This is a genomic window from Herbaspirillum sp. 1130, from assembly GCF_017833835.1.
GTDB lineage: Bacteria > Pseudomonadota > Gammaproteobacteria > Burkholderiales > Burkholderiaceae_D > Herbaspirillum > Herbaspirillum huttiense.
In genome coordinates this window covers 68,571-91,427 of record NZ_JAFICQ010000001.1, presented here as the reverse complement: position 1 = coordinate 91,427, position 22,857 = coordinate 68,571, and the positions used below count along the sequence as shown (strand labels likewise).

23 protein-coding genes, 5 tRNA genes and 1 riboswitch are annotated in these 22,857 nt (G+C 62.5%); of the genes, 4 read left to right on the top strand and 24 right to left on the bottom strand.

Going from position 1 to position 22,857, the window contains the following annotated elements; translation table 11 throughout:
* Positions 1 to 179 precede the first annotated feature (179 nt).
* A complete protein-coding gene (locus JOD78_RS00465) occupies positions 180 to 1,085 on the top strand; it encodes a hypothetical protein (RefSeq protein WP_209569118.1) in 906 nt (301 codons plus the stop codon).
* Positions 1,086 to 1,190: 105 nt separating this feature from the next.
* On the opposite strand, the gene JOD78_RS00460 is transcribed toward JOD78_RS00465, so the two are convergent.
* Positions 1,191 to 1,364 (bottom strand): hypothetical protein, encoded by a 174-nt coding sequence (locus JOD78_RS00460; protein WP_227022621.1) that lies wholly within the window; start codon positions 1,362 to 1,364, stop codon positions 1,191 to 1,193.
* A gap of 328 nt (positions 1,365 to 1,692) precedes the next feature.
* Here JOD78_RS00460 and JOD78_RS00455 point away from each other — a divergent pair, with 328 nt between their 5' ends.
* Positions 1,693 to 2,253: a DUF2242 domain-containing protein gene (locus JOD78_RS00455; RefSeq protein ID WP_121039598.1), complete on the top strand. Its 561-nt coding sequence runs from the start codon at positions 1,693 to 1,695 to the stop codon at positions 2,251 to 2,253.
* 111 nt (positions 2,254 to 2,364) lie between these two features.
* Here the strand turns inward: JOD78_RS00455 and JOD78_RS00450 are convergent, their stop codons facing one another.
* The 10 genes from JOD78_RS00450 to JOD78_RS00405 form a co-directional block, all read right to left on the bottom strand.
* Positions 2,365 to 2,682: a hypothetical protein gene (locus JOD78_RS00450; RefSeq protein ID WP_134222112.1), complete on the bottom strand. Its 318-nt coding sequence runs from the start codon at positions 2,680 to 2,682 to the stop codon at positions 2,365 to 2,367.
* Between the two features lie 224 nt (positions 2,683 to 2,906).
* Positions 2,907 to 3,431 (bottom strand): 6,7-dimethyl-8-ribityllumazine synthase, encoded by a 525-nt coding sequence (locus JOD78_RS00445; protein WP_121039592.1) that lies wholly within the window; start codon positions 3,429 to 3,431, stop codon positions 2,907 to 2,909.
* A gap of 85 nt (positions 3,432 to 3,516) precedes the next feature.
* Positions 3,517 to 3,685, bottom strand: a riboswitch (FMN riboswitch).
* Positions 3,686 to 3,785: 100 nt separating this feature from the next.
* Positions 3,786 to 5,426: a YbaL family putative K(+) efflux transporter gene (gene ybaL, locus JOD78_RS00440; RefSeq protein ID WP_134135214.1), complete on the bottom strand. Its 1,641-nt coding sequence runs from the start codon at positions 5,424 to 5,426 to the stop codon at positions 3,786 to 3,788.
* A gap of 202 nt (positions 5,427 to 5,628) precedes the next feature.
* Entirely contained in the window at positions 5,629 to 6,507 is an 879-nt protein-coding gene (gene htpX, locus JOD78_RS00435; RefSeq protein ID WP_204725375.1) for a protease HtpX, read from the bottom strand.
* 145 nt (positions 6,508 to 6,652) lie between these two features.
* The gene (locus JOD78_RS00430; RefSeq protein ID WP_134135213.1) at positions 6,653 to 7,078 is read right to left on the bottom strand and encodes a hypothetical protein; all 426 of its coding nucleotides are present in this window, start codon (positions 7,076 to 7,078) and stop codon (positions 6,653 to 6,655) included.
* A gap of 309 nt (positions 7,079 to 7,387) precedes the next feature.
* Positions 7,388 to 8,362, bottom strand: coding sequence for a GGDEF domain-containing protein (locus tag JOD78_RS00425; protein WP_209569120.1), 975 nt, complete (start codon positions 8,360 to 8,362; stop codon positions 7,388 to 7,390).
* Positions 8,359 to 8,982, bottom strand: coding sequence for a chemotaxis protein CheC (locus tag JOD78_RS00420; protein WP_039786354.1), 624 nt, complete (start codon positions 8,980 to 8,982; stop codon positions 8,359 to 8,361). The genes JOD78_RS00425 and JOD78_RS00420 overlap by 4 nt, the downstream gene beginning before the upstream one ends.
* Positions 8,979 to 9,362 carry a response regulator gene (locus JOD78_RS00415; protein ID WP_034334120.1) on the bottom strand — a complete coding sequence of 128 codons (384 nt, stop codon included), beginning with the start codon at positions 9,360 to 9,362 and terminating at the stop codon, positions 8,979 to 8,981. The genes JOD78_RS00420 and JOD78_RS00415 overlap by 4 nt, the downstream gene beginning before the upstream one ends.
* Before the next feature lie 209 nt (positions 9,363 to 9,571).
* Positions 9,572 to 9,787 (bottom strand): YbdD/YjiX family protein, encoded by a 216-nt coding sequence (locus JOD78_RS00410; protein ID WP_051057547.1) that lies wholly within the window; start codon positions 9,785 to 9,787, stop codon positions 9,572 to 9,574.
* A 25-nt stretch (positions 9,788 to 9,812) separates the two neighbouring features.
* On the bottom strand, positions 9,813 to 11,882 hold the full coding sequence (locus JOD78_RS00405; protein ID WP_209569122.1) for a carbon starvation CstA family protein: 2,070 nt from the start codon (positions 11,880 to 11,882) through the stop codon (positions 9,813 to 9,815).
* 278 nt (positions 11,883 to 12,160) lie between these two features.
* Between JOD78_RS00405 and JOD78_RS00400 the strand changes: the two genes are divergently transcribed.
* Positions 12,161 to 13,552 (top strand): cache domain-containing protein, encoded by a 1,392-nt coding sequence (locus tag JOD78_RS00400; RefSeq protein WP_121039580.1) that lies wholly within the window; start codon positions 12,161 to 12,163, stop codon positions 13,550 to 13,552.
* Positions 13,545 to 14,192: a response regulator transcription factor gene (locus tag JOD78_RS00395; RefSeq protein ID WP_034334115.1), complete on the top strand. Its 648-nt coding sequence runs from the start codon at positions 13,545 to 13,547 to the stop codon at positions 14,190 to 14,192. Before JOD78_RS00400 ends, JOD78_RS00395 begins: the two co-directional genes overlap by 8 nt.
* Here the strand turns inward: JOD78_RS00395 and JOD78_RS00390 are convergent.
* From JOD78_RS00390 to acpS, 13 genes are all read right to left on the bottom strand, one after another.
* Entirely contained in the window at positions 14,189 to 14,806 is a 618-nt protein-coding gene (locus JOD78_RS00390) for a histidine phosphatase family protein (protein ID WP_134135206.1), read from the bottom strand. The two genes, JOD78_RS00395 and JOD78_RS00390, sit on opposite strands and share 4 nt — an antisense overlap.
* A 3-nt stretch (positions 14,807 to 14,809) precedes the next feature.
* Positions 14,810 to 15,640: an adenosylcobinamide-GDP ribazoletransferase gene (locus JOD78_RS00385; RefSeq protein WP_121039574.1), complete on the bottom strand. Its 831-nt coding sequence runs from the start codon at positions 15,638 to 15,640 to the stop codon at positions 14,810 to 14,812.
* Complete coding sequence (cobT, locus tag JOD78_RS00380; protein ID WP_121039571.1) at positions 15,633 to 16,667, bottom strand: nicotinate-nucleotide--dimethylbenzimidazole phosphoribosyltransferase; 1,035 nt, start codon at positions 16,665 to 16,667, stop codon at positions 15,633 to 15,635. Before cobT ends, JOD78_RS00385 begins: the two co-directional genes overlap by 8 nt.
* Before the next feature lie 151 nt (positions 16,668 to 16,818).
* The gene (locus JOD78_RS00375; RefSeq protein WP_121039568.1) at positions 16,819 to 17,793 is read right to left on the bottom strand and encodes a chemotaxis protein; all 975 of its coding nucleotides are present in this window, start codon (positions 17,791 to 17,793) and stop codon (positions 16,819 to 16,821) included.
* A gap of 327 nt (positions 17,794 to 18,120) precedes the next feature.
* Positions 18,121 to 18,196: transfer RNA gene (locus tag JOD78_RS00370), tRNA-Gly, on the bottom strand.
* A gap of 53 nt (positions 18,197 to 18,249) precedes the next feature.
* Positions 18,250 to 18,325 (bottom strand) — tRNA-Gly (locus JOD78_RS00365).
* Between the two features lie 53 nt (positions 18,326 to 18,378).
* Positions 18,379 to 18,454: transfer RNA gene (locus tag JOD78_RS00360), tRNA-Gly, on the bottom strand.
* 11 nt (positions 18,455 to 18,465) lie between these two features.
* Positions 18,466 to 18,539, bottom strand: a tRNA-Cys gene (locus JOD78_RS00355).
* A gap of 152 nt (positions 18,540 to 18,691) precedes the next feature.
* Positions 18,692 to 18,767 (bottom strand) — tRNA-Gly (locus JOD78_RS00350).
* A gap of 66 nt (positions 18,768 to 18,833) precedes the next feature.
* Entirely contained in the window at positions 18,834 to 19,424 is a 591-nt protein-coding gene (gene pgsA / locus JOD78_RS00345; protein WP_039786370.1) for a CDP-diacylglycerol--glycerol-3-phosphate 3-phosphatidyltransferase, read from the bottom strand.
* A 123-nt stretch (positions 19,425 to 19,547) separates the two neighbouring features.
* On the bottom strand, positions 19,548 to 21,413 hold the full coding sequence (gene uvrC / locus JOD78_RS00340; RefSeq protein ID WP_209569123.1) for an excinuclease ABC subunit UvrC: 1,866 nt from the start codon (positions 21,411 to 21,413) through the stop codon (positions 19,548 to 19,550).
* Between the two features lie 17 nt (positions 21,414 to 21,430).
* A complete protein-coding gene (gene nagZ, locus JOD78_RS00335) occupies positions 21,431 to 22,459 on the bottom strand; it encodes a beta-N-acetylhexosaminidase (RefSeq protein WP_204725368.1) in 1,029 nt (342 codons plus the stop codon).
* Positions 22,456 to 22,848, bottom strand: a complete 393-nt coding sequence (gene acpS / locus JOD78_RS00330; RefSeq protein ID WP_088753669.1) for a holo-ACP synthase — start codon at positions 22,846 to 22,848, stop codon at positions 22,456 to 22,458. The genes nagZ and acpS overlap by 4 nt, the downstream gene beginning before the upstream one ends.
* Positions 22,849 to 22,857: the final 9 nt, after the last annotated feature.

Genomic DNA, 22,857 nt, shown 5'->3' with positions numbered 1-22,857 from the left:
GCTCTGGCGATTGGCGCCATCGAATTCGGCGCAATCCTTTCCGTCAACGCGCTAACAAATGAATCAGTTTCCCTCCGGAAATTTCGGTACTATAGGCAGTAATGTTCCATTGTCGCGCTCAGCCGAAAAGAAAATGCGCGCGATGGCATGACGTTTCTCCGCAATATGACTGCCCAGCCATGATGACCACCCAAGATTCCACCCGATCGGTCAGTACGCCCGTTCCCGATGAGAACCTGCTGAACCCCGATGGTGCTCAAGCGCCGGTTCCGGCGCACCAGCCCATCAGGGAACGCCCTGCCGTGGTCGCCATCTTCGCTTACACGATGCTGATAAGTGCCGGCACGCTCTCGTGCTTGCTGGTGGTCTACGGCAAAAGTTACCAGGTCGCCTTGGCGCAGCCGGAGGTCCTTTTTTATCTGAAGGTGTTTTGGGCGAGTTGCTGGTATTACGTGCTCATCTCTCCCTTGGAAGCGTATGCCTTGCTCAAGGCGAAGCGATGGGCCCGCCCTTTGCTCTGCCTACGTGTCATTCCCTCTCTGGCGATCTGGTTTTCCACCCCGCCTTCCTTGAGAATTGCGGGTAGCGCACATCTGCTGAACATCGCCGTCTGGGTCTACGGGCTCTACCTGTTGACGCGCGCACCATCCAATCAGTATTTTCGCGAAGGCTTGCCGGTACCGGAGACACTACCGTGGACCGTGCGTCTGCGACGCAAGAGTCGCAGCATCCTCTATGTCCTGGTTGCCATCTATCTGGTCTGGACCTTCAACGCACTGATACTGGATCTGCCCCGCATCTACCCGGCGACCTACCAGCGTGACAAGCTGGGGTTCATCGCTCTGCCCATCCTGCTGCTGGCCGAGGTACTGGGTGGACCGTGCGGTGCCATCAAGCGGCTGTTCAACCTGTGCAGCAGCTTCGCGTGGCTGCTCGTGCCCACGGCGTTTGCCGTTTTCATGAGCTCCCCTGGCCGGCTGACGCAGACCCACTCGCAATTGGTCAATTGGGCCTTTGGACTGAGCATCGCAACAGCAGCCCTGTTCTACCTGAAGCGACGCACCGAAAAAGGCAAGAAAAGTTAGGAAAACACAGGAAACGCGGCAGCAGAAGCGCTGCGTTCAGACCCGATGAAGCAGGCGAGAGGCCTGCCTTTGAGGGCGCAGGCATGGCGCATGCGCGCAAGGCGCTCAACGCTTGAGCAACTCCAGCGCATCCTCCGCCACGCTGCGCAGATTGGTGATGGTGGCATTGAGGTCGGCCAGCTCGGCCGGGGTGGGCGGCTGGTCCATGCCGTTCTTGACCAGTGAGGCCTTGATGATCGTTGCGGCCATCTGCCACGCAGCCTTATTGTGTGCGTCCACCAGCTCCTTCTGGATGCGCTCCAATTCCGCTTTTTGATTTTTATCCATGTTCCTTGACGAGGCCGTTTGCGAATGTGCACGGCTTGCCGCGCAGATTCATGATCGTCCCGATGGAAGACCACTCCCTAGAATTTCCTAACATTACTTTCAGTCAGGCAATTCGACAAGTGATTTTACCTTCATGGCGCCGCCCTGCGCGCGTCTTCATGGACTGTTCTCATCAGGTGATACTTCATCTGTTACGGATCTTTACCATCCGCCCAAACTCTGTACCAGCTGAATCCTTTACAATTCACGCCACCCCTCACTGTTGCTGGAGATCCGCTGCATGCCGCGCCCGCGTTTTTCTGTCCCGTTTTTCGTCATCACTGCCGCCACGCTGGGCCTGACCGCCTGCACCACCGGCAAGACCGCCTTCTATCATCAGGAGGAATTCAACGATACCAGCGCCTTCTCGCGCAGCTTCCCCGGCAGTGAAAAAGCCGTCTGCGAAGCCGCCCGCCGCGCCTTGCTGGGCCAGGGCTACGTCATCAGCAAGTCCACCGACAACACCCTGGATGGCAACAAGAGCTTCCAACCCGCCAGCGACAAACACATGGAAATCGCCTTCCACGTGGTCTGCGCGTCCAATGGCAACGGCAAAAGCTCGACCATGTTCGCCAGTGCCACCCAGGATGGCTACGGCATCAAGAAGAGCAACAGCTCGGCCAGCCTGGGCGTGAGCGTGTTGGGGTCGGTGTCGATGCCCTTTGCCGCCAGCGATGATTCAATGGTGCGCGTCTCCAGCGAAACCATCCGCTCGCCGGACTTCTACGATCGCTTTTTCGGCGCGGCCGAGCGCTATCTCCTGGTGGATGTCGATGACGACACCGCACCGGCGAAGAAATGAGGGATGCCTGATTTCAGCAATGCACGATGGCACAGCGTTGAATGAACGCGTTGTAGGAACGAAAAAATGGCGGCCTTCAAGCCGCCATTTTTCTTGCCTGCTGCCTGGAGATCAACGCCCCCAGTAGCCGTAGCCCGGAGGCGGCGGCGGCGGACGGTGCCAGTGACGATGATGGCCGCGATGGTAATACTCGCGCTCCACATACACCGGGGCCGGTGCGTAATAGACCGGTGCCGGGCGCACATACACCGGCGGCGGCGGGGCATAGACCGGGGCCGGCTGCACGTACACAGGCTGCGGAGCCACGTAGGCCGGGACGCCGATATTGACGCCGATGGAGACATGCCCGGCCATGGCCGGTGCTGCGGACAGACCGGCGACGGCGGCAAAGACAGCCATGCCGGCAATCAGGGAAATCGACTTTTTCACGATAGCTCCTCGTTGTTCTGAATGACGTAGCGTGACTATATCCCCCGAATCCTGACAACTCTAGGCGAAAGCCGTAAGGGTTGTAAGCAAATGCTTCACAAATGTTAATCACAATGTGAAGCAAAATTTGCCCACTTCCGCGCCTGGCGGGCGTTACCGACGGATCGCCCGAAATCGCTGCTTCAGCCGCCTGCATCAGAAGCGCAGACGGCCGGGGCCGGGCCTCAGGCCGCGTTCAGGCTGCGCTGCGCAGCATCGGCTGCGCGGACTTCCGCCAGCTTGGCGACCGTGGTGGCGCAAGCGTGCGCGGCTTCACGTCCCTTGACCAGGAAATGCTGGTGGAAGTAATCGTGATGCTCGCTGTGCGAGTGGAAGTGATGCGGGGTCAGCACGGCCGAGAAGACCGGCACTTCGGTCTCCAGCTGCACCTGCATCAGCGCCGAGATGACCGATTGCGCCACGAAGTCATGACGGTAGATGCCGCCATCGACCACCAGGCCGCTGGCGACGATGCCGGCATACTTGCCGGTCTTGGCCAGCACCTTGGCGTGCAGGGGGATTTCGAAGGCACCGGGCAGTTCGAAGAAATCGATGCTGGAGGTGGGCCAGCCCAGCTTGGCCATTTCCTCGGTGAAGGCGATGCGGCACTGGTCGACGATGTCCTTGTGCCAGCTGGCCTGGACGAAGGCGATACGTTGACCGTGGTGGGAAGGGACGGCAGACAGATGCGATTGATGCGATTGCGACATGGTTCAGGACTCCTGTTCGATGAATAAACAGGGCGTGGGAATGCGCGGCCGCGCGCACCGCAAAAAAGCGGCACGACACCGGACATCCCGTTCTCTTTCATCCGGACTATGACCGTCGGCCCCGGAATCACACCGGGTCTGCTGACCCCGGCTCGTCGTGGCGACAGGCCGGGCGCTCGCGGGCTACACGCAACACCGCCAGGTGCCGCCTGATTACCGCCGGTGGGGAGTTTCACCCCGCCCCGAGAACTTGTTGCCGCGCAGCGGACAAAGAGTCCGCCGCAACAGCAGCCGCGACTTTAGCACGTGAACAAAAATGCTGCAGGCGCGCAGCGCAAATCCGCTCGGCCGGCGTCAGGCACCCTGCCCCACCGACTCCAGCATGCCGCGCGCAATCTCGCGCTCGCCCATGATGACGCGCTGGGCACCATGCTTTTCCAGGTGCTCGATCTCGGCATCGGAATGGGCGCGTGCCACTACCTTCAAGCCGGCATTGAGCTCCAGCGCATTTTCGATCACCTGCCCGGCCTCGAACACTTCCGGTATCGCCACCAGCAGCCAACGTGCGCGCTCCACAGCGGCGGCCTTGAGCAGCTCGCTCTGGGCGGCATTGCCGTATAGCGCCGGCACACCATCCTGGCGCAATGCATCCAGATGTTCGCGCTGCGCCTCGATCACCACGAAAGGCTTGCCCTGCGCACGCAACTGCTCGCCGATGCCCCGGCCGACCCGGCCGTAGCCGACCAGCACCACGTGATCCTGCAGGTCGACCGTGGGCGGTACATCCTGCACGTCGGCAGGTTCGGCGTGACGCGCTTCGTAGCGATCGAGCAGCGAGAACAGCAAGGGATTGATCAGGATCGACAGGATGGCACCGCCCAGGATCAGGTCGCGCGCCATCGGCGAGAGCAGGTCCAGCGACAGGCCGAGTGTGGCGAGGATGAAAGAAAATTCACCAATCTGCGCCAGGCTGGCGGAAATGGTCAGCGCCGTCGAATTCGGGTGACCGAATGCGCGCACGATCAGCCAGGCGGCCAGCGACTTGCCGACCACGATGATGAGCACGGTGGCCACCACCAGCAGCGGTTCGCGTACCAGGATCGACGGATCGAACAGCATGCCCACGGAGACGAAGAACAGCACGGAGAAGGCATCGCGCAGCGGCAGCGATTCTTCGGCGGCACGGTGGCTCAGTTCGGATTCGGACAGGATCATGCCGGCGAAGAAGGCCCCCAGCGCGAAGGACACCCCGAACACATAAGCCGACCCCAGCGCAAAGCCCAGCGCGATGGCCAGCACGGCCAGGCGGAACAGTTCACGCGAGCCGGTATCGGCGATGCGCTCCAGGATCCACGGAATGACGCGGCGCCCGACGATGAGCATCACGGCCACGAAGGCCACCACCTTGCCCAGCGTCAGCCCCAGGGTCAGCAGCACGGCATTGCCGGAGAGCGCCTCGCCCTTGCCACCCAGGATGCCGGAGAGCGCCGGAATGAGCACCAGCGCCAGCACCATGGCGATATCCTCGACGATGAGCCAGCCCACGGCGATGCGCCCGCGCTGGGTTTCCACCAGACGGCGTTCCTGCAGCGCCTTCAACAGCACCACGGTACTGGCCACCGACAGCGCCAGGCCGAACAGGAAGCCCTCGCCGAATGGCCAGCCCAGCAGCCAGCCCAGGCCCATGCCGAGCAAGGTGGCAATGGCGATCTGGGCCACGGCGCCGGGGATGGCGATGTTCTTGACCGACAGCAGGTCCTTCAGGGAGAAGTGCAGACCGACACCGAACATCAGCAGGATCACCCCGATCTCGGCCAGTTCCTGGGCCAGGTCGGCATCGCCGACGAAGCCGGGCGTGAACGGGCCGATGGCGATACCAGCCACCAGGTAGCCGATCAGCGGCGGCATTTTCAGGCGATGGGCCAGGGTCCCGAAGATGAAGGCCAGGACCAGGCCTCCGACAATGGTGGCGATCAGGGGAGTGTGATGGGGCATCAGTCAGGGTTCCTTTCTAAGGTGGATGAATTTGTTGGAGATGACTGTGTCACTGGCTGTCGGCCGGCTGCATGCCTGCGCGCAAACGCAGGCACGAACCTTCACAAAGACTAACACGCGCATGAATACGCGGGCATGACAGCCACGCAGGCGCCGTCGATGGCGGGCCGCACTTGGCGCGGTACGGCCCGCCACCCGGGCATCAGCGTGCGGCCTGCAGGGCGGCGATGCGCGACTCCAGCGGCGGGTGGCTGGAGAACAGGCCCAGCCAGGATTCACGGCCGGAGATGCCGGAAGCCTGCAGATTCTGCGGCAGGCCGTCGGACTGCAAGCCGCCCAGGCGGCGCAGCGCATTCATCATCGGCACCTTGGAACCCATCAGGGCTGCGGCACCGGCGTCGGCGCGGTATTCGCGCTGGCGCGAGAAGTACATGACGATGATGCTGGCCAGGATGCCGAAGACAATTTCACAGACGAACACGGTCACCATGTAGCCGATGCCGGGACCGCTGTTTTCTTCGTTGTTCCTGCGCAGGAAAGAGTCGACGAAGTAGCCGACGATGCGCGCGAAGAACATCACGAAGGTGTTGACCACGCCCTGGATCAGGGTCAGCGTGACCATGTCGCCGTTGGCGATGTGGGCCACTTCGTGGGCCAGCACGGCCTCCACTTCTTCCTTGGTCATGCCTTGCAGCAGGCCGGTGGAGACCGCCACCAGCGAATTGCTCTTGCTGGCACCGGTGGCAAAGGCGTTGGGCGGGCCGTCATAGACCGCCACTTCCGGCATGGGCAGCTGGGCACGGGTGGCCAGGGTCTGGACGGTTTGCAACAGCCACAGTTCGGTGGAATTCTGCGGCTGCTCGATCACGCGCGCCCCCGTGGACCACTTGGCGATGGCCTTGGACATGAACAGCGAAATGAAGGAGCCGCCAAACCCCATCAGGCCGCAGAACACCAGCAGCATGCCGAAGTTGAGGCCGTTGGCAGTGAGGTAACGGTTCACGCCGAGCAGGCTGGCGGTGAAGCTCAAGACCAGCATCACGGCCAGGTTGGTGACGAGGAACAGAACGATGCGTTTCATGGTTTTTCCTGATGGACAAAAGTGTGCCGTGCGCACAGCGCCACGGCGGGTCAAACGATGGGTTCAGTACAGAGCAGCGCGCTGGCGCACGAAGCGGCCACCGCGCTTGCGCCCTGCCCCGCGGCAGGTGCGCATTTGGCGGGGCTTATGCCAACGGAGGAGGACGCAGCTGGTCGCGCAGGTAGGACGACCAGCTCAGGCTTGCCGGAAAGGCGTGGGGAAACGGAAACCAGTGCAGTCCGGGCGTGGCGATGGCCGCCGGCAAGGCCGGATCTTCCAACTCGCCCTGGGCGCTGGGCTGGTCATCGTCATCGATGCCAGCGGGTTGGTCATCGCCGGACAGGCTGCCCGATGCGAGAAGGTCGGCAGGCAGATGCAGGGCTGCAGAAACAGCTGCAGAAGCCGCGCAATGATGCGCAGCCGCCGGGTCCTGCGCATGCGCATGCAGCTGCATCGGCGCGGCGACCTGCAACTGCTCGCGCAACTGTTCACGCAGCTGTACCTCTCCCGTGGCTGCCAGCAATTGCAGCGGGATCAGCAGAGTCAGCAGCAGGAGCAGCAGTCGGCGCATCAAACCCTTGATGAATGAAAAAGTGGAGAAAACCCGTGTGTGCCACGGAAATCAGGCTGCGGCCTTTTGTCAGGCCATTGTCAGCATGAACGGATGCGCATTATACGCAAAATTGCCAGCCCGCCCTGCCCGCTTGTTCCCCCCGGAAAACCAAGCCCTCCGGCAAGTTATCCACAAAAACTGTGAACAAGCCTGTTGATAAGCACACTGACCATTTCTGACATGCTTGCTCAGCAAGGGTTTCCTATAAATTGCCCTTGTTTTACACAAAAGTGAAGAAATTTCCACAAGGCATGCCCACACGCCGAATCAGTCGGTCGCCACCACCTTGTTGCGCCCGCCCAGCTTGGCGCGGTACAGCGCGGCGTCGGCCGCCGACATGAGCAGACGTCCATCCATCCCCTCCGGCACTGCACGTGTGCACACCCCGACACTGATGGTCACGCGGTGTGCCACCAGCGACTTGGCATGGGGCTCGGCGAGGCCGTACACGGTCTCGCGCAGGGCTTCGGCGACCTCGGCGGCCTGACGAGGCGACAGGCCTTCCATCAGCAGGATGAATTCTTCACCGCCATAGCGCGCCAGCAGATCACCGGGCCGCTGCAACTGCCCCTGCAGGGCCGCTGCCACACGCTTGAGGACCTGGTCGCCAGGTCCATGGCCATAGTGGTCGTTGTACTGCTTGAAGAAATCGACGTCGACCATGAACAGCGACAGCGTCCCGCCCGACTGTCCCACGCGGTGCAAGGTCTGGGCGTAATGTTCATCGAAATGCCGGCGATTGTGAATGCCGGTGAGGCCATCGGTGCCGACCTGGCGCTTGAGCACATCGGAATGCGACTGCAGCATCTTCTCGCGGCGTACCGAGTTGCTGGCATCGCTGATCTGGATCAGGCACAGGCGCTCGCCCTCGGGGCTGTCGAGGGGCGTGAGCACCACCGACTGCACCATGCGGGCCGGTGCGGCCAGCGGGCCTGCCGCCGGGGCTGCCCCATGATCCGGATAAAGCGGCAACGGGGCCCGGTGCAGCGCGCTGGAGAGAACGGCCGGCAAGCCGTAGCCCAGGGTGTTGTCGATGGCCCGCAGCAGCGCCGGCGAGACGCGCTCGTCAAACACTTGTTCGAAGCGTGCGCCCAGCGCCTGGTCCGTCGGCACGCGGCTGTAACGCGCCACCCAGGCATTCCAGAGCAGAATGTGCAGTCCGGCGTCCAGCAGGATGAGCCCGCCATGCAGCTGGTCCAGCACGTCCTCGGCGCGAAAGCGGGGTACCACGGCAGTGCTCATGCCAGACCGATCTTGCCCAGGTAACGCTGCACGTGCTCCACCAGCGCATGCAGCGAGGAGGAACTGAGCAGGAAAATAAGATGGCCGTCAGTCTGATGCTTCTCGATCACCAGGTCGATGTGCAGCACCAGCACATAGCTCTCATCGCCCTGCGCGCTCGCCAGCCGCGCCGAGATATCGTCGGGCGACGACACCAGATACTGCGGGAGCGAACTGTTGAGGGTGATTTCCAGCATGTCGGCCATGGCCGAGAGGCAGGCATTGAGGATGATGTTGCCCAATTCGCACATGGCTTCGCGCTCGAACTCGGCGAGCTCGTCCAGGCTCATCTGCGAGCCCATCATGTCACGCACGATGGACAGCGCACGATCCTCGGTGAACAGCAGCACCGCTTCCGCATCGAACGGGCCATCGAAATTCTGGCTCACCGTGGCAAAGCGCCCGCGCGTGCGCGGCAGCACCTGTTCGTCAATGGCACCCGAACGCAGCACTTCCACTGAGGGCACCGACAGTCTTACCTCGTCGCCCACGATCTCGGACAGGCTCTGCGCTGCACGTCCGGCACCCACGTTGAAGATTTCAGTGAGGGCGTCGCGTTCGATCTCGTTGAGGATGCTCACAGCGGGCCCCGGAAATGCAGCAGGGCCTGCCCGATCGATTTTTCCGTGACCGGCTTGGCGACGAACAGTGCCCCCAGTTGCTGCGCGCGGGTCTGCACGGCTTCCTGGATGTTGGCCGAGAAGATGGCGATGCGTACCGACGGATGCGCCTGCAGAATCTGCGCGGCGGCATCGGTGCCCAGCATGCCGGGCATGTTGATGTCCATCGTGCAGTAGTCGGGCACGGATTGCCCGACCAGGGCAATGGCCTCTTCGCCGGTGCCGGCTTCCATCACTTGCCAGTCCGGGTGGACGGCCAGCACGTTGGCCTTGATCACCATGCGCGAGACCTTGCTGTCGTCGACAATGAGAAGGGTCTTGCCGCTATCGTTGCTTGCCATCTTGAATCACCTTGAACATCAAAAAACTGAAGAATGCTGACGTCTTGTCATGCGTTCAAAAATGATAAGTCAAAAGCAACATCCTTCGTATGAGGGAATTCCTGATAAGAAATAACCTGCGTCATGGAAACGCCATAAAAAAAGAGACCCGAAGATCTCTTTCTCATTGGCCTCGGTGGCAGTTCTGGCCAGCGGGAAAACGGCGTATTTCAACAGCACCGCCCCACCCGCCCCTTGCCGCCATAGCGCGCTTCCTGCCGCTCGCGGAAGAACTCTTCATAGGTCATCACGCAGTGATCCGGGTGAGCCGCTTTCATGTGCGCCACATAGGTGTCGTATTCGGGCATGCCAACCATCAGGTTCAGCGTGCGGCCGACCTGGCGCCGCCAGGCCATCAGTTGCGCCAGGGCGCCAGGTTTGCTCATGCTGTTCTCCTTGCTGCAAAAAGCTTCATTGCGGAGCTACGGCACTGGAGGGCAATGCTTCGTAGGCCGATTCCTTGACGCTGGGCTGGTGCGCCGCACGTGCCTTGAGCACGGTACGGATGCCGAACACCAGCACGCTCACCACCACCAGCATGAACATTGCAGCCAGACCGGCATCGACGTAGTCGTTGAAGATCACCTGGCGCATCTGCTCGATGGACTTGGCCGGGGCCAGCAGCTTGCCTTCATCCAGCGCTGCCTGGTACTTCTGCGCATGCGCCAGGAAGCCCACGCGCGGATTGGCATCGAACACCTTCTGCCAGCCGGCGGTCAGGGTGCAGATCAGCAGCCAGGTGGTGGGCACCACGGTGACCCAGGCGAAGCGGTCGCGCTTCATCTTGAACAGCACGCAGGTCGCCAGGATCAGGGCGATACCGGCCAGCATCTGGTTGGAGATGCCGAACAGCGGCCACAGGGTATTGATGCCACCCAGCGGATCGACCACGCCCTGGTACAGGAAGTAGCCCCAGCCGGTCACGCACAGGCCGGTGGCGATCAGGCTGGCCGCCCAGGAATCGGTACGCTTCATCGGCGGGATGAACGCGCCCAGCAGGTCCTGCAGCATGAAGCGGCCGGCACGGGTACCGGCATCCACGGCCGTCAGGATGAACAGTGCTTCGAACAGGATGGCGAAGTGGTACCAGAAGGCCATCATCGCTTCTCCCGTCACGCCGGAGAGAATCTGGGCCATGCCCACGGCCAGGGTAGGCGCGCCGCCGGCGCGCGAGATGATGGTATGTTCACCCACGGCCTGGGCGGTGTGGGTCAGCATCTCGGGGGTGATGTGGAAGCCCCATTGCGAGATCACCTGGGCCACGTTCTCGGGCGTGGTGCCGATCAGCGCAGCGGGACTGTTCATGGCGAAGTAGATGCCCGGCTCGATGCAGGACGCCGCAATCAGCGCCATGATGGCCACGAAGGATTCCATCAGCATCGCGCCATAGCCGATGAAGCGGGCGTGCTTCTCGTTTTCCAGCAGCTTGGGGGTAGTGCCAGACGAAATCAGCGCATGGAAGCCCGAGACCGCACCGCAGGCGATGGTGATGAACAGGAACGGGAACAGCGAACCCGACCACACCGGACCACTGCCGTCGATGAAGCGGGTCACCGCATGCATCTTCAGGTGCGGGGCGATGAAGATGATGCCCAGCGCCAGCGCCACGATGGTGCCGATCTTCAGGAAGGTGGACAGGTAATCGCGCGGCGCCAGCAGCAGCCACACGGGCAGCACCGAGGCGACAAAGCCGTAGCCGATCAGCATCCAGGTCAGCTGCTTGCCGTTGAAGGTGAACATCTGCCCCAGCACGGCATGTTCCTGCACATACTGGCCACCGACGATGGCCAGCATCAGCAGCACGAAGCCGATCCACGAGACTTCGCCGATGCGGCCCGGGCGGATGTAGCGTGAATACACGCCCATGAAGAGCGCAATGGGAATGGTCGCGGCCACGGTGAAGGTGCCCCACGGCGACTCGGCCAGGGCCTTGACCACGATCAGCGCCAGCACCGCCAGGATGATGACCATGATCATGAAGGCACCGAAGAGCGCAATCACGCCCGGCACCTGGCCCAGTTCGGACTTGATCAGGTCGCCCAGCGAGCGGCCGTCGCGGCGGGTGGAGATGAACAGCACCATGAAGTCCTGCACGGCACCGGCAAAGACCACGCCGGCCAGGATCCACAGCATGCCCGGCAGATAACCCATCTGCGCGGCCAGCACCGGGCCCACCAGCGGACCGGCGCCGGCGATGGCGGCGAAGTGGTGGCCGAACAGCACGTACTTGTTGGTGGGCACGTAGTCCAGGCCATCGTTGAACTTGTAGGCCGGCGTCATGCGTGCGCCATCCAGGCCCAGCACGCGCTCGGCGATGAATTTGCTGTAGAAGCGATAGGCGATCAGGTAGACGCACACCGAGGCCACGACCAGCCAGACGGCATTGATCGATTCGCCGCGCTGCAATGCGACGTAGGCGCAGGCCCCGGCGCCGCCCAGGGCGACAGCCAGCCAGCCCAGTCTGGAAACCAAGCGGTTCATTGTTCTCCTCCTTGCGGATATGAATTGTTGTGGGAAATCTTGTTGTCGTCAGTGCGTCCCCGTCCGGGTCCACGTGAATGAAACCGATTGAACGGACGCACTGCGCAGGATGCCCGCCAGTATCGGCATGCCCCTCCTGCCCCACAAGCGCAGCACTACGCAGAGCCGCTACGTAGAATTACGCAGGGTGAAGGGATTTTCTTTCGGGGTGATAAGCGGCGGGAAAACGATATGAAGATTTACGCGGGCACCCAGAGGCTTTGGGTAGAATCGCGGGCATGAAACTGCGCCAGAAAATCATCTTCCTCGCCATCGTCCCGCTGTGCCTGGCCTTTGCGGCCATCGCGCTGGTGGTGCGTTACCAGGCGGTGGAACTGGCGCGCCAGCAGCGTTCCACCATCGAGGCCGCCTACCTGGCCAGCAAGAATACCGAGCTGCGCCACTATGTGGATCTGGCCCAGCATGCGCTGGCCCATCTCTACGACACCGGACGCACCGATGACGCCATCAAGGAAGAAGCCCGGCGCATCCTGTCCGACCTGGCCTTCGGGGATGATGGCTATTTCTTCGTCTACGACGACCAGGGCCGCAGCATCATGCATCCGCGCCAGCCGGAACTGGTGGGACGCGAGATGTGGGACTGGCGCGATGACTCCGGCAGCCCGACCATCCGGCATCTGATCGAACGCGCCCATCAGGGTGGTGGTTTCGAACGCTATCTGTGGCGCAAGCCTTCCAGCAAGACGGTGGCACCCAAATTGGGCTACGTGATCGCCCTGCCGCGCTGGGGCTGGGTGATCGGTACCGGCATCTATCTGGATGATGTGGAAGCGGCACTGGCCCAGGTCGATCACCAGAATTCCGGCTACCTGCACCAGACCATGCTGCTCATTGCAATCATCGCGTTGTCCAGCGCGCTGGCGGTGGGACTGGCCGGCCTGCTGCTGAACCTGAGCGAGCATCGCGTGGCCGATGCCAAGCTGCGCCAGCTGGCCCAGCGCGTGGTGCGTTCGCAGGAAGAAGAACGCGCGCGCCTCTCGCGCGACCTGCACGACGGCATCAGCCAGTGGCTGGTCTCCATCAAACTGCAGATCGAAGCCGCGCTGGAACGCCTGCGCGGTACGCCCGAACAGGCGGCGGCAGCCCGCGCCGGCTTTGAAAAGACCGCCACCCAGATCAACGGCGTGCTGGCCGAAGTGCGCCGCATCTCGCATGATTTGCGGCCGGCCATCCTCGATGATCTCGGACTGGCGGCGGCACTGGAACACCTGTGCGGTGAGTGGCGCGAAAGCAGCCCGCAGACACAGATCGTCTTCGAGCACGAGCGCCAGCGTGAGGACGGCGCTGCGCTCCCGGACGTGGTCAACACCGTGCTGTTCCGCGTGGCGCAAGAAGCGCTGACCAACATCGCGCGCCATGCCAACGCCAGCCAGATCAGCATGCGTCTCTATGACGGCCACAACCTGCTGATGCTGCAGGTGCAGGACAACGGCAGCGGCTTCGATCCCGGCCAAGTCGACGATCATTCGCGCCATGGTATCGGCCTGCGCAACATGCGCGAGCGCATGGAAGCCGTAGGTGGCGAACTGGGTATCGATTCATCGGCTGCCGGCACCAGCATCAGCGCCATCATTCCCCGCTCTTCTCTTTTGCCTTCACCCCATGTCTGATACCGCCCCGCCCATCGCCCCTGCCACGACGCGCATCATGCTCATCGACGATCATCCGCTGGTGCGCGACGGCTTGCGCGCACGACTGGAAACCGTGCCCGGACTGGAAGTGGTGGCCGAGGCCGGCAATGCGGAGGAAGCATTGGCCGCCGCTGCCCGCCATCCAATCGATCTCACGCTGATGGACATCAACATGCGCGGCATCAACGGCATCGAGCTGACGGCGCGCTTTCATGCGCTGCATCCGGAGATTGCGGTGCTGATCCTGAGCATGCATGACAAGGCCGAATACGTGATGCAATCGATCCAGGCCGGTGCGCGCGGCTATGTGCTCAAGGACGCACCCAGCCAGGACATCGTGCATGCCATCGAAACGGTGCGTTCGGGCGGGATCTACTACAGCGCCGCACTGGCGCGCCAGCTGACCCAGCCGCTGCCGGTGCGCGAGTTGCTCACGCAGCGTGAACGCGAAGTGCTGCAGCACATCGCCAATGGCGAATCCAACAAGCAGATTGCCCGCGAACTGGACCTGAGCGTACGCACGGTGGAAACCCATCGGCTCAACATCAAGCGCAAGCTCAATATCGATGGCCAGGCTGAACTGATCAAATTTGCGGTGGAGTCGCGCGGGGCAGGCTAGCGCTTCGGACTGACGGAGACGTCCAGTGCGAGCAGGCGGGCATGGGGGATCTCGGCGCGATGGGCTGCGGCACGCAGGGCGATGTCACTGAGGGCTGCGGCATCGGGCCGGGCAGTCTCCCCCTGCCCTGCACGCCATGCGGCGCAGGCGTGCAGCATGCGGATGGTGCCGGCATGACAAATCACGATGGCGCCTTCGGCGGACGTGGCCAGCAGGTCGTTGAAGGCTTGCCACATGCGGCTTGCCACCTCGGTCAATGTCTCGCCGCCGCCGGGTGCGTAATGCGCAAGATCGGCATTCCAAGCCTCGACTTCGGCCCAGGGAATGTCATCCCAGGGGCGCAGCTCCCACTTTCCGAAATCCATTTCCTGCAGCCGCGGATCCACGTCCGGTGCGGGTCGATGCATGGCCTGCGCAAGGGACTGCGCCAGCTGCGCGCAGCGCTGCAGCGGACTGCTTACCAGCGGCCATTCAGGTGGCAGCGCCTGCAACTGGGGCAATAGTTGCGCCACACTCTGCGCCAGCATCTCGGGCGCGACCGCGATATCGCTGCGTCCGTAACAGGTGCTCTTGTCCACCAGCGGCTGGGGATGGCGAATCAGATTCAGCAGCATGGCTCAGGGATTCCACCAGGACGGCAGCGAGGCAAGCGCACCGAGATAAAAGGCGGTCTCGCTCAACTGTTGAACCGCGCCCAGGCAATCCCCGGTATAGCCGCCGAGGCGACGCCGGAAACGCGCGGCCAGCCAGAGCGTCGCCACGGCTGCCAGCACCACGCCGGCGGCAATGCGCTGCCAGGACATCATGCCCAGCGCGATCACCCCGATCACCGGCAGCACCGCAAACAAGGTCGCCAGCAGGAATTCGCCCTGCCCCATCTGCTGCGCCAGCGGCTTGACCTTGCCCTCTTCGCGCACGTATTCCATGCGCCAGATGAGACAAGTGGCCAGCCAGCGCGACAGCGGATGGGCCATCCCCAGCACGGCCAGCACCTGCAACGGCAGCAACGCCTGCAAGGCCGCCAGTTTGGCCAGCAACAGCGCGACGATACCGATCACGCCATAACTGCCCAGGCGCGAATCCCGCATGATCTCCAGCGCACGTTCACGGCTGACTGCACCACCGAGGCCATCGCAGACGTCGGCAAAACCATCCTCGTGGAAGGCGCCGGTGAGCCAGATCCCGGCTACAGTGGACAGCAGCACCGCCACCATCTGCGGCCAGAACTGCACGGCCAGCAGGTAGACCAGGGCGCAGGCCCAAGCCACGATCCAGCCGACCAGCGGGAAATAGCGCGTGGCATGTTGCAGCCAGTGCGGCTGGAAGCCCACCCAGCGCGGGATAGGAAGCCGTGTGAAGAATTGCAGCGCCGTGAAGAACAGGCGCACCTGGTACAGCGGGCCGTCGCTGCGGGGCGGTGGCGGTGATGTGAAGTCTTTTTCAGACATGCTTTTCGCTGACGCTGGCCGAGGAGAAGGTCGCCATGCGTTCCAGGAAATTGACCGCCGCACGCAGCAGCGGCAAGGCCAGTGCGGCGCCGGTGCCCTCGCCCAGGCGCAGGTCCAGCTGCATCAGGGGCGTGGCACCCAAGTACTGCAGCATGCGGCGATGGCCGGCCTCATCCGAGCAATGCGAGAACACGCAGTACTCCAGCACGGCCGGCTGCAAGGCGGCTGCCACCAGCAGCGCCGAGGTGACGATGAAGCCATCGATCAGTATTACCTTGCGGCGCTGTGCCGCACCGAGCATGGCCCCCGTCATGAAGGCGATCTCGAAGCCGCCCAGGGCCGCCAGTCGCTCCAGCGGTGCGCTCGCTTGCGCATGCAGGCGCAGCGCACGCGTCACCGCATCGGCCTTGCGGGCGACGCCTTGGGCATCGAGGCCGGTGCCGGCCCCGACGCACTCTTGCACCGGCACGCCCGTAAAGGCGGCCATCAATGCGGCGGCGGCAGTGGTATTGCCGATCCCCATTTCACCAAAGCCCAGTACATCGGCCTGCAACGATTCAGCGAACTGGAACCCGGCCTGCAGCGCAGCCTGGCATTGCTGCGCCGTCATCGCCGGGCCTTGGCAGAAGTTGGCGGTACCGGGGGCGATCTTGCGGTCCAGCAGGCCATCGCGCGGGCCGAAATCGTGATTGACGCCGGTATCGACGATATACAGCGCACATTCATTCTGGCGCGCGAAGATGTTGATCGCGGCACCTCCGGCCAGGAAGTTCTCCACCATCTGCCAGGTCACGCTTTGCGGGTAGGCCGAGACGCCTTCTGCGGTGACGCCATGGTCCCCGGCACAGACCACGATGGCACTCTGGCGCAGCACCGGATGGTCGCTGCCCTGGATCAGGCCGATCTGGCGCGCCAGGCGTTCCAGTGCACCCAGGCTGCCGAGAGGCTTGGTCTTGTCATTGATGCGCGCTTCCAGCCGGGCGGCCAGGCTGGCATCGAACGGGGAGGCAATGGCGGGAATCTGCATGAGAAAAGGCTCTGCGCCGCTGGCTGCGGCAGGATCAAGGGAGCGCCAGTATACGAGATCGCCGCTGGCTGCGGCAGGACAGATAACGGCGAGAACAAAAAGAAAGGGAGCCCGGAGGCTCCCTTGATGATGAGTGCAGCGTGTGTATACCTCAGGCCTTGGCTGCAGCGCGGTCGAGCACGCCGAAGATGGTCGAGGCCAGTTCATTGGCTTCGAACTTGGCAACGTAGGCATCACCGCCCACGCTCTTGACGTGGTCCTCGTTGGCCGAGCCGGACAGCGAGGAGTGGATGATGACCGGGATGTTCTTCAGGAAATCCTCGCGCTTGATGTTGCGGGTGAGCGTAAAACCATCCATTTCCGGCATTTCGAGGTCGGTCAGCACGAAGGAGATCTTGTCGGAAATCGGCTTGCCCTCGGCGCGTGCTTCCTTGGCCAGTTTCTGGATCTTGTCCCAGGCATCCTTGCCGGTGACATGCATCTCGAAGGGAATCTCCATGGCGCGCAAGCCCTGCTCGATGAGCGAACGGGCCACCTTGGAATCGTCGGCGGCAATGGCCACCGCACCGGGGCGCATGCCATGGCCGGCGCTCTTTTCCAGGTTTTCCATTTTCATGTTGCGGTCGCTGGGCATGATCTCGTGCAGGATCTGCTCCACGTCCAGCACCTGGGCCAGGCGGCTGGTGTCCTTGTCCTGGTCGAGGCGCGCGATGCTGGTGACGAAGGCGCCACCACTGCTGGTTTCCGCCGACAGGACCTGGCTCCATTCCAGGCGCACGATCTCGTCCACCGACTCGACCGCAAAGGCCTGCGTGCTGCGCGCGTATTCGGTGACCAGCAGGATGTTGAGGCCGGTCTTGGGCACACAGCCCACCACGGCCGGCAAGTCGATCACCGAAATGATCTGGCCGCGGATGTTGACCATGCCCAGCATCGGCGATTGCGTACCGGCCGCCTTGGTCACAGGCGGCATGGGCACGATTTCGCGGATCTTGAAGACGTTGATGCCAAACAGCTCGGAGCGCTCGCCATGTGGATCCGCCCCCAGACGGAACAACAGCAGCTCGAACTTGTTGGATGCGGTGAGATTGGTTCTTTCGTCAATCTCTTTCTGAAAATTGTCCATGCCCCCTCCCCCGGATGCAAATGATGGTGACAGGCGAAAAGCCTGACTCAGCAATGTAGTGGGGAAACATGGCCGTGGCAATCAGGCAATCGCCTATAGCCGACATTTTTGATTTTTGCCAATGCTGCGTATACCGAAATACCACGCTGGCCGCGCCAGGAGAGACGCACCGTCCCGCCTGGGCCGAAACGGCGGCACGGTGAGACTAAAAACAGGCGCGTAAACAATATGCAGCAGACGGGAGGAATGGCCGACGTGCCTGCAAGAAAAGCAGGAAATGCGGCGCAGAAATGAAAAGAGGAAGCCCGAAGGCTTCCTCTTTCAATTTGGAGCGGGAGAAGAGTCTCGAACTCTCGACCTATACCTTGGCAAGGTATCGCTCTACCAACTGAGCTACTCCCGCATGGGACTTTTACATCTACTGCCACAGGCTGCCGAAGCTGCCTGGTTTGAAACTGGAGCGGGAGAAGAGTCTCGAACTCTCGACCTATACCTTGGCAAGGTATCGCTCTACCAACTGAGCTACTCCCGCATGGGAACCACCACTTTACTGCTACAGGAAGCCGAAGCTGCCTGCCTTGAATCTGGAGCGGGAGAAGAGTCTCGAACTCTCGACCTATACCTTGGCAAGGTATCGCTCTACCAACTGAGCTACTCCCGCATGGAGCGTTTTGGAGGCGGGGGTCGGGATCGAACCGGCGTAGACGGCTTTGCAGGCCGCTGCATAACCACTTTGCTACCCCGCCTTGGGGACACGCATACTACCTAAAACACGTGTTGTTTGCAAACATCTTTTTTGACTTTTTTCGACTTGCGCCGCAGCCAAACTTTCAATGCTCGCTCACCTATCACAATAAAAAAAGGAAGCTTGTTCAGGCTTCCTTTTTTCCAAGTAACTTGGAGCGGGAGAAGAGTCTCGAACTCTCGACCTATACCTTGGCAAGGTATCGCTCTACCAACTGAGCTACTCCCGCATCGAAAACAGAACGCTATTATAAGGCAGCGTTGGCATTTGTCAACTATCGATCTTAATTATTTAATTATTTTTTTCTGTTCCCGGCATCGGCTTCCCTGATCATCGGCATCGCCCTGCGCAGGTAGTACAGCATCGACCATACCGTCAGCACCGCTGCCACCAGCAGCAGCAGGCTGCCCCACAGTCGCGTATCGATGAAGCCGAACAGGCTGTCGTAGTACAGCAGCATGGGGATGGCGATCATCTGTGCGGTGGTCTTGATCTTGCCCAGCGAACTGACCGCCACCGACTTGGAGGCACCGATCTGGGCCATCCATTCGCGCAGCGCCGAGATGGCGATCTCGCGGCCGATGATGATGAAGGCGATCACCGGATGCACGCGGTCCAGATGCACCAGCACCAGCAAGGCACCGGTGACCATGAGCTTGTCGGCCACCGGGTCGAGGAAGGCACCAAAGGCGGAGGTCTGGTTCCAGCGGCGCGCCAGGAAGCCATCGAACCAGTCGGTGGCGGCCGCGACGATGAACACGGCCGTGGCGGCGATGCCTTGCTCGTAGCGGTTCAGGCCAATCTCAGGGAGGTAGTAGACCCCGACGACCAGAGGAATGAGCGCCACCCGCAACCAGGTCAGCAGAATCGGAATATTGAAAGGCATACGTCTTGGAGGGTTGGAGCGGCGTACACGAAAAAAAATTTACCGAATAGTAGCAGAGTCGTCCCCTGCTGCGCCCGCCTTTACGTCAGCGCGCGCAGCAACGGGTCAGCCGAGTGAACGAACTCAGTGCAACTGGCGGTAGATTTCTTCGGCCAGCTGGCGCGAGATGCCTTCGACGGAAGCCAGGTCATCCACGCTGGCATCGACCACCCCGCGCAGGCCACCGAAGCGCACCAGCAGGCGCTGGCGGCGCTTGGCACCGATGCCCTCGATCTCTTCCAGGCGCGAGGTCTGGCGTGCCTTGGCGCGCTTGGCGCGCATGCCGGTGATGGCGAAGCGGTGCGCTTCGTCGCGGATCTGGGCGATCAGCATCAGTGCAGCCGATTCCTTGCCCAGTTCCTTGGGGGCGCGGCCATCGGCGAAGACCAGGGTTTCCAGGCCGACCTTGCGCCCTTCCCCCTTGGCTACGCCGACGATGAGACTGATGTCCAGACCCAGTTCGGTCAGCACCTGACGCGCCATCTCGACCTGGCCTTTGCCGCCGTCGATGAGGACGATATCCGGCATCACGCCTTCGCCATTGGCCACCTTTTCGTAGCGGCGCGTAAGTACCTGGCGCATGGCGGCATAGTCATCGCCGGGCGTGATGTCGTTGATGTTGTAGCGGCGATATTCACCGTTCTGCATCGCATGGTGATGGAACACGACGCACGAGGCTTGCGTGGCTTCACCTTGCGTGTGGCTGATGTCGAAGCATTCGGCGCGCAGTTCGTCCAGATCTTCACGTTCCAGCTCCAGCACTTCAGCCAGTGCACGCGTGCGGGCCTGTTGCGAGCCCTGCTCGGACAGCAGGCGCGCCAGTGCGATCTCGGCCCCCTTCGCGGCCATCTCAAGCCACTGGCGGCGCTGGCCCTGCGGCTGGAAGGTCAGCGTGATGCGGTGACCGCACTGCTCCATCAAGGCCATCATCAGCGCCGGATCATCGAACTCGGTACCCACGATGAGCGAGCCGGGAATGAACTTGTCGATGTAGTGCTGGGCCAGGAAGGCCTTGAGCACTTCAACCTCGATGCTCTCCTCGGCGGTATCCATCGCATCATCCACGTGCGTAGGGAAATAGGCGCGATCCCCGAGATGGCGGCCGCCGCGCACCATCGCCAGATTCACGCAGGCACGTCCGCCCTGCACCGTCACGGCGATGATGTCGATGTCGGCATCGCTGACCGTCTCCATGCTCTGCTGGTGCAGCACGCTGGAGAGTGAACCGATCTGGTCGCGCACGGCAGCGGCCTGCTCGAACTTCAGGTCGGCGGCGAAGGCGTGCATCTTCTGCTCCAGCGCTTCCATCACTTCGCTCTGGCGGCCGCGCAGGAATTTGGAGGCATTCTCCACGTCGAGCGCGTAATCCTCGCGACTGACCAGGTTCACGCAGGGACCGCTGCAGCGGTGGATCTGGTGCAGCAGGCAGGGCCGCGTGCGGTTGGTGAAGACGGTGTCTTCGCAGGTCCTCAGCAGGAACACCTTCTGCAGGATCTGTATCGATTCCTTCACGGCCCCGGCATTGGGGAACGGGCCGAAATACTGGCTGCGTTTGTCCACCGCGCCGCGATAGTAGGCCATGCGCGGGAAGGCGTGGCCGGTGATCTTCAGGTAGGGATAGGACTTGTCGTCGCGAAAGAGAATGTTGAAGCGCGGACGCAACGTCTTGATGAGATTGTTTTCCAGCAGCAGCGCTTCGGCCTCGCTGCGGGTGACCGTGGTTTCCAGACGCGCGATGCGCTCGACCATCATGGCGATGCGCGGGCTGGTCAGGGTCTTCTGGAAATAGCTGGAGACGCGCTTCTTGAGGTCGCGCGCCTTGCCCACGTAGAGCACGTTGTCTTCAGCGTCGAAGTAGCGATAGACACCCGGCAGGTGCGGCAGCCGGGCAACCGTCTCCAGCACGACTTCACGCGGGTCGGGGAGCGGAGATGCAGGAATTTCGGACATGAGCGAAAGCGAAGAACTTACAGCGACTGCACCAGCGCGCGGGCGGCCAGGTAGCGCGGATCGGCTTGCAGCGCATCCCAGGCCAGCGCCTCGCCACAGGGCAGCAAGGTCGCGCGGCGCGCGGCAGAGGCAGCGTCGGTGCCACCATGCAGACCGGCGAGAATGGCATCGGCCTTGTCCGGCGAATTGCAGATCAGCGCCACATCGCAGCCTGCATCCAGTGCCGCCTGTGCCGCCTGCAGCGGACCACCGGCGACACTGGCACCGTGCATGCTGAGGTCGTCACTGAAGATCACCCCCTGGAAGCCGAAGCGCTCGCGCAGCATCGACAGCCAGACCTTGGAGAAACCGGCCGGTTGCGCATCCACCTTGGGGTAGATGACGTGCGCCGGCATCACGGCGGCCAGGCTCATGCCCAGCCAATCATAAGGGGTGGCATCGTCGCCGAGGATCTCATCGAGGCCGCGTTCATCGACCGGAATGGCCACGTGAGAGTCGGCCGTGACGAAACCATGGCCGGGGAAATGCTTGCCGCAATTGGCCATGCCTGCCAGCGCCAGGCCGTGATTGAGGCTCTTGGCCATGAGCGTGACCACGCGCGGATCGCGATGAAACGAACGGTCGCCGATGACGCTGGAGACGCCGTAATCCAGATCGAGCACCGGGGTGAACGACAGGTCGATGCCACAGGCGCGCAGTTCGGCGGCCAGCACGAAGCCGGTGGCCGTGGCCACCTTGGTGGCTTGCAGCACGTCGCGATCCCAGAGCTGGCCGAGCTGGCCCATGGCCGGCAGACGCGTAAAACCATCGGTGCGGAAACGCTGCACGCGGCCGCCTTCGTGGTCCACGGCGATCAGGATGCCGGGACGCGCCTGGCGAATGGCATCGGTCAGCGCAACCAGCTGCGCACGGTTTTCATAGTTGCGGGCAAACAGGATGACCCCGCCCGTCAGCGGGTGCTGGAGGCGCGCGATATCGGCGGCGTCCAGCGTGGTGCCGACCACGTCCAGCATCACCGGACCGAGCGGCTTGACGGCTTGATTCATGACTTCTCCACGATGACAAAGGCGACGGCGTATTCCACTTCGTCGGTGACGGAAACCTGGGCGCTCAGCCCCTGCTCTTCCATCCATTCTTGCAAGGCGCCGCTGCAGACCACCACCGGCTTGCCGCTGGGCGCGTTCAATACCTGCATGGCGCGCCAGGTCATGGGCATGCGCATGCCCATGCCGATGGCCTTGGAAAAGGCTTCCTTGGCGGCGAAGCGGGTGGCCAGGAAACGCACACCGCGCGCTTCCACCTTGGCTTTGCGGCGCAGATATTTTTCCATTTCCTGCGGGCCCAGGATCTTGGCGGCGAAGCGGTCGCCGTGACGTCCCAGGGTCGCCTCCAGGCGCGAGATCTGGAGGATGTCGGTACCGATGCCGTAGATCATGCGGCGCGC

What these genes read in the sequence shown, in the direction of transcription:
- JOD78_RS00410 (WP_051057547.1), bottom strand. Translation starts at nt 9,787, where the DNA reads ATGAGCAAACCTGGCGCCCTGGCGCAACTGATGGCCTGGCGGCGCCAG.
- uvrC (WP_209569123.1), bottom strand. Translation starts at nt 21,413, where the DNA reads ATGTCCGAAATTCCTGCATCTCCGCTCCCCGACCCGCGTGAAGTCGTG.
- JOD78_RS00465 (WP_209569118.1), top strand. Translation starts at nt 180, where the DNA reads ATGATGACCACCCAAGATTCCACCCGATCGGTCAGTACGCCCGTTCCC.
- JOD78_RS00375 (WP_121039568.1), bottom strand. Translation starts at nt 17,793, where the DNA reads ATGGACAATTTTCAGAAAGAGATTGACGAAAGAACCAATCTCACCGCA.
- JOD78_RS00405 (WP_209569122.1), bottom strand. Translation starts at nt 11,882, where the DNA reads ATGAACCGCTTGGTTTCCAGACTGGGCTGGCTGGCTGTCGCCCTGGGC.
- ybaL (WP_134135214.1), bottom strand. Translation starts at nt 5,426, where the DNA reads ATGCCCCATCACACTCCCCTGATCGCCACCATTGTCGGAGGCCTGGTC.
- JOD78_RS00415 (WP_034334120.1), bottom strand. Translation starts at nt 9,362, where the DNA reads ATGGCAAGCAACGATAGCGGCAAGACCCTTCTCATTGTCGACGACAGC.
- JOD78_RS00425 (WP_209569120.1), bottom strand. Translation starts at nt 8,362, where the DNA reads ATGAGCACTGCCGTGGTACCCCGCTTTCGCGCCGAGGACGTGCTGGAC.
- JOD78_RS00390 (WP_134135206.1), bottom strand. Translation starts at nt 14,806, where the DNA reads ATGCTGCTGAATCTGATTCGCCATCCCCAGCCGCTGGTGGACAAGAGC.
- cobT (WP_121039571.1), bottom strand. Translation starts at nt 16,667, where the DNA reads ATGCAGATTCCCGCCATTGCCTCCCCGTTCGATGCCAGCCTGGCCGCC.
- JOD78_RS00400 (WP_121039580.1), top strand. Translation starts at nt 12,161, where the DNA reads ATGAAACTGCGCCAGAAAATCATCTTCCTCGCCATCGTCCCGCTGTGC.
- htpX (WP_204725375.1), bottom strand. Translation starts at nt 6,507, where the DNA reads ATGAAACGCATCGTTCTGTTCCTCGTCACCAACCTGGCCGTGATGCTG.
- nagZ (WP_204725368.1), bottom strand. Translation starts at nt 22,459, where the DNA reads ATGAATCAAGCCGTCAAGCCGCTCGGTCCGGTGATGCTGGACGTGGTC.
- JOD78_RS00395 (WP_034334115.1), top strand. Translation starts at nt 13,545, where the DNA reads ATGTCTGATACCGCCCCGCCCATCGCCCCTGCCACGACGCGCATCATG.
- JOD78_RS00455 (WP_121039598.1), top strand. Translation starts at nt 1,693, where the DNA reads ATGCCGCGCCCGCGTTTTTCTGTCCCGTTTTTCGTCATCACTGCCGCC.
- JOD78_RS00445 (WP_121039592.1), bottom strand. Translation starts at nt 3,431, where the DNA reads ATGTCGCAATCGCATCAATCGCATCTGTCTGCCGTCCCTTCCCACCAC.
- pgsA (WP_039786370.1), bottom strand. Translation starts at nt 19,424, where the DNA reads ATGCCTTTCAATATTCCGATTCTGCTGACCTGGTTGCGGGTGGCGCTC.
- JOD78_RS00385 (WP_121039574.1), bottom strand. Translation starts at nt 15,640, where the DNA reads ATGTCTGAAAAAGACTTCACATCACCGCCACCGCCCCGCAGCGACGGC.
- JOD78_RS00430 (WP_134135213.1), bottom strand. Translation starts at nt 7,078, where the DNA reads ATGCGCCGACTGCTGCTCCTGCTGCTGACTCTGCTGATCCCGCTGCAA.
- acpS (WP_088753669.1), bottom strand. Translation starts at nt 22,848, where the DNA reads ATGATCTACGGCATCGGTACCGACATCCTCCAGATCTCGCGCCTGGAG.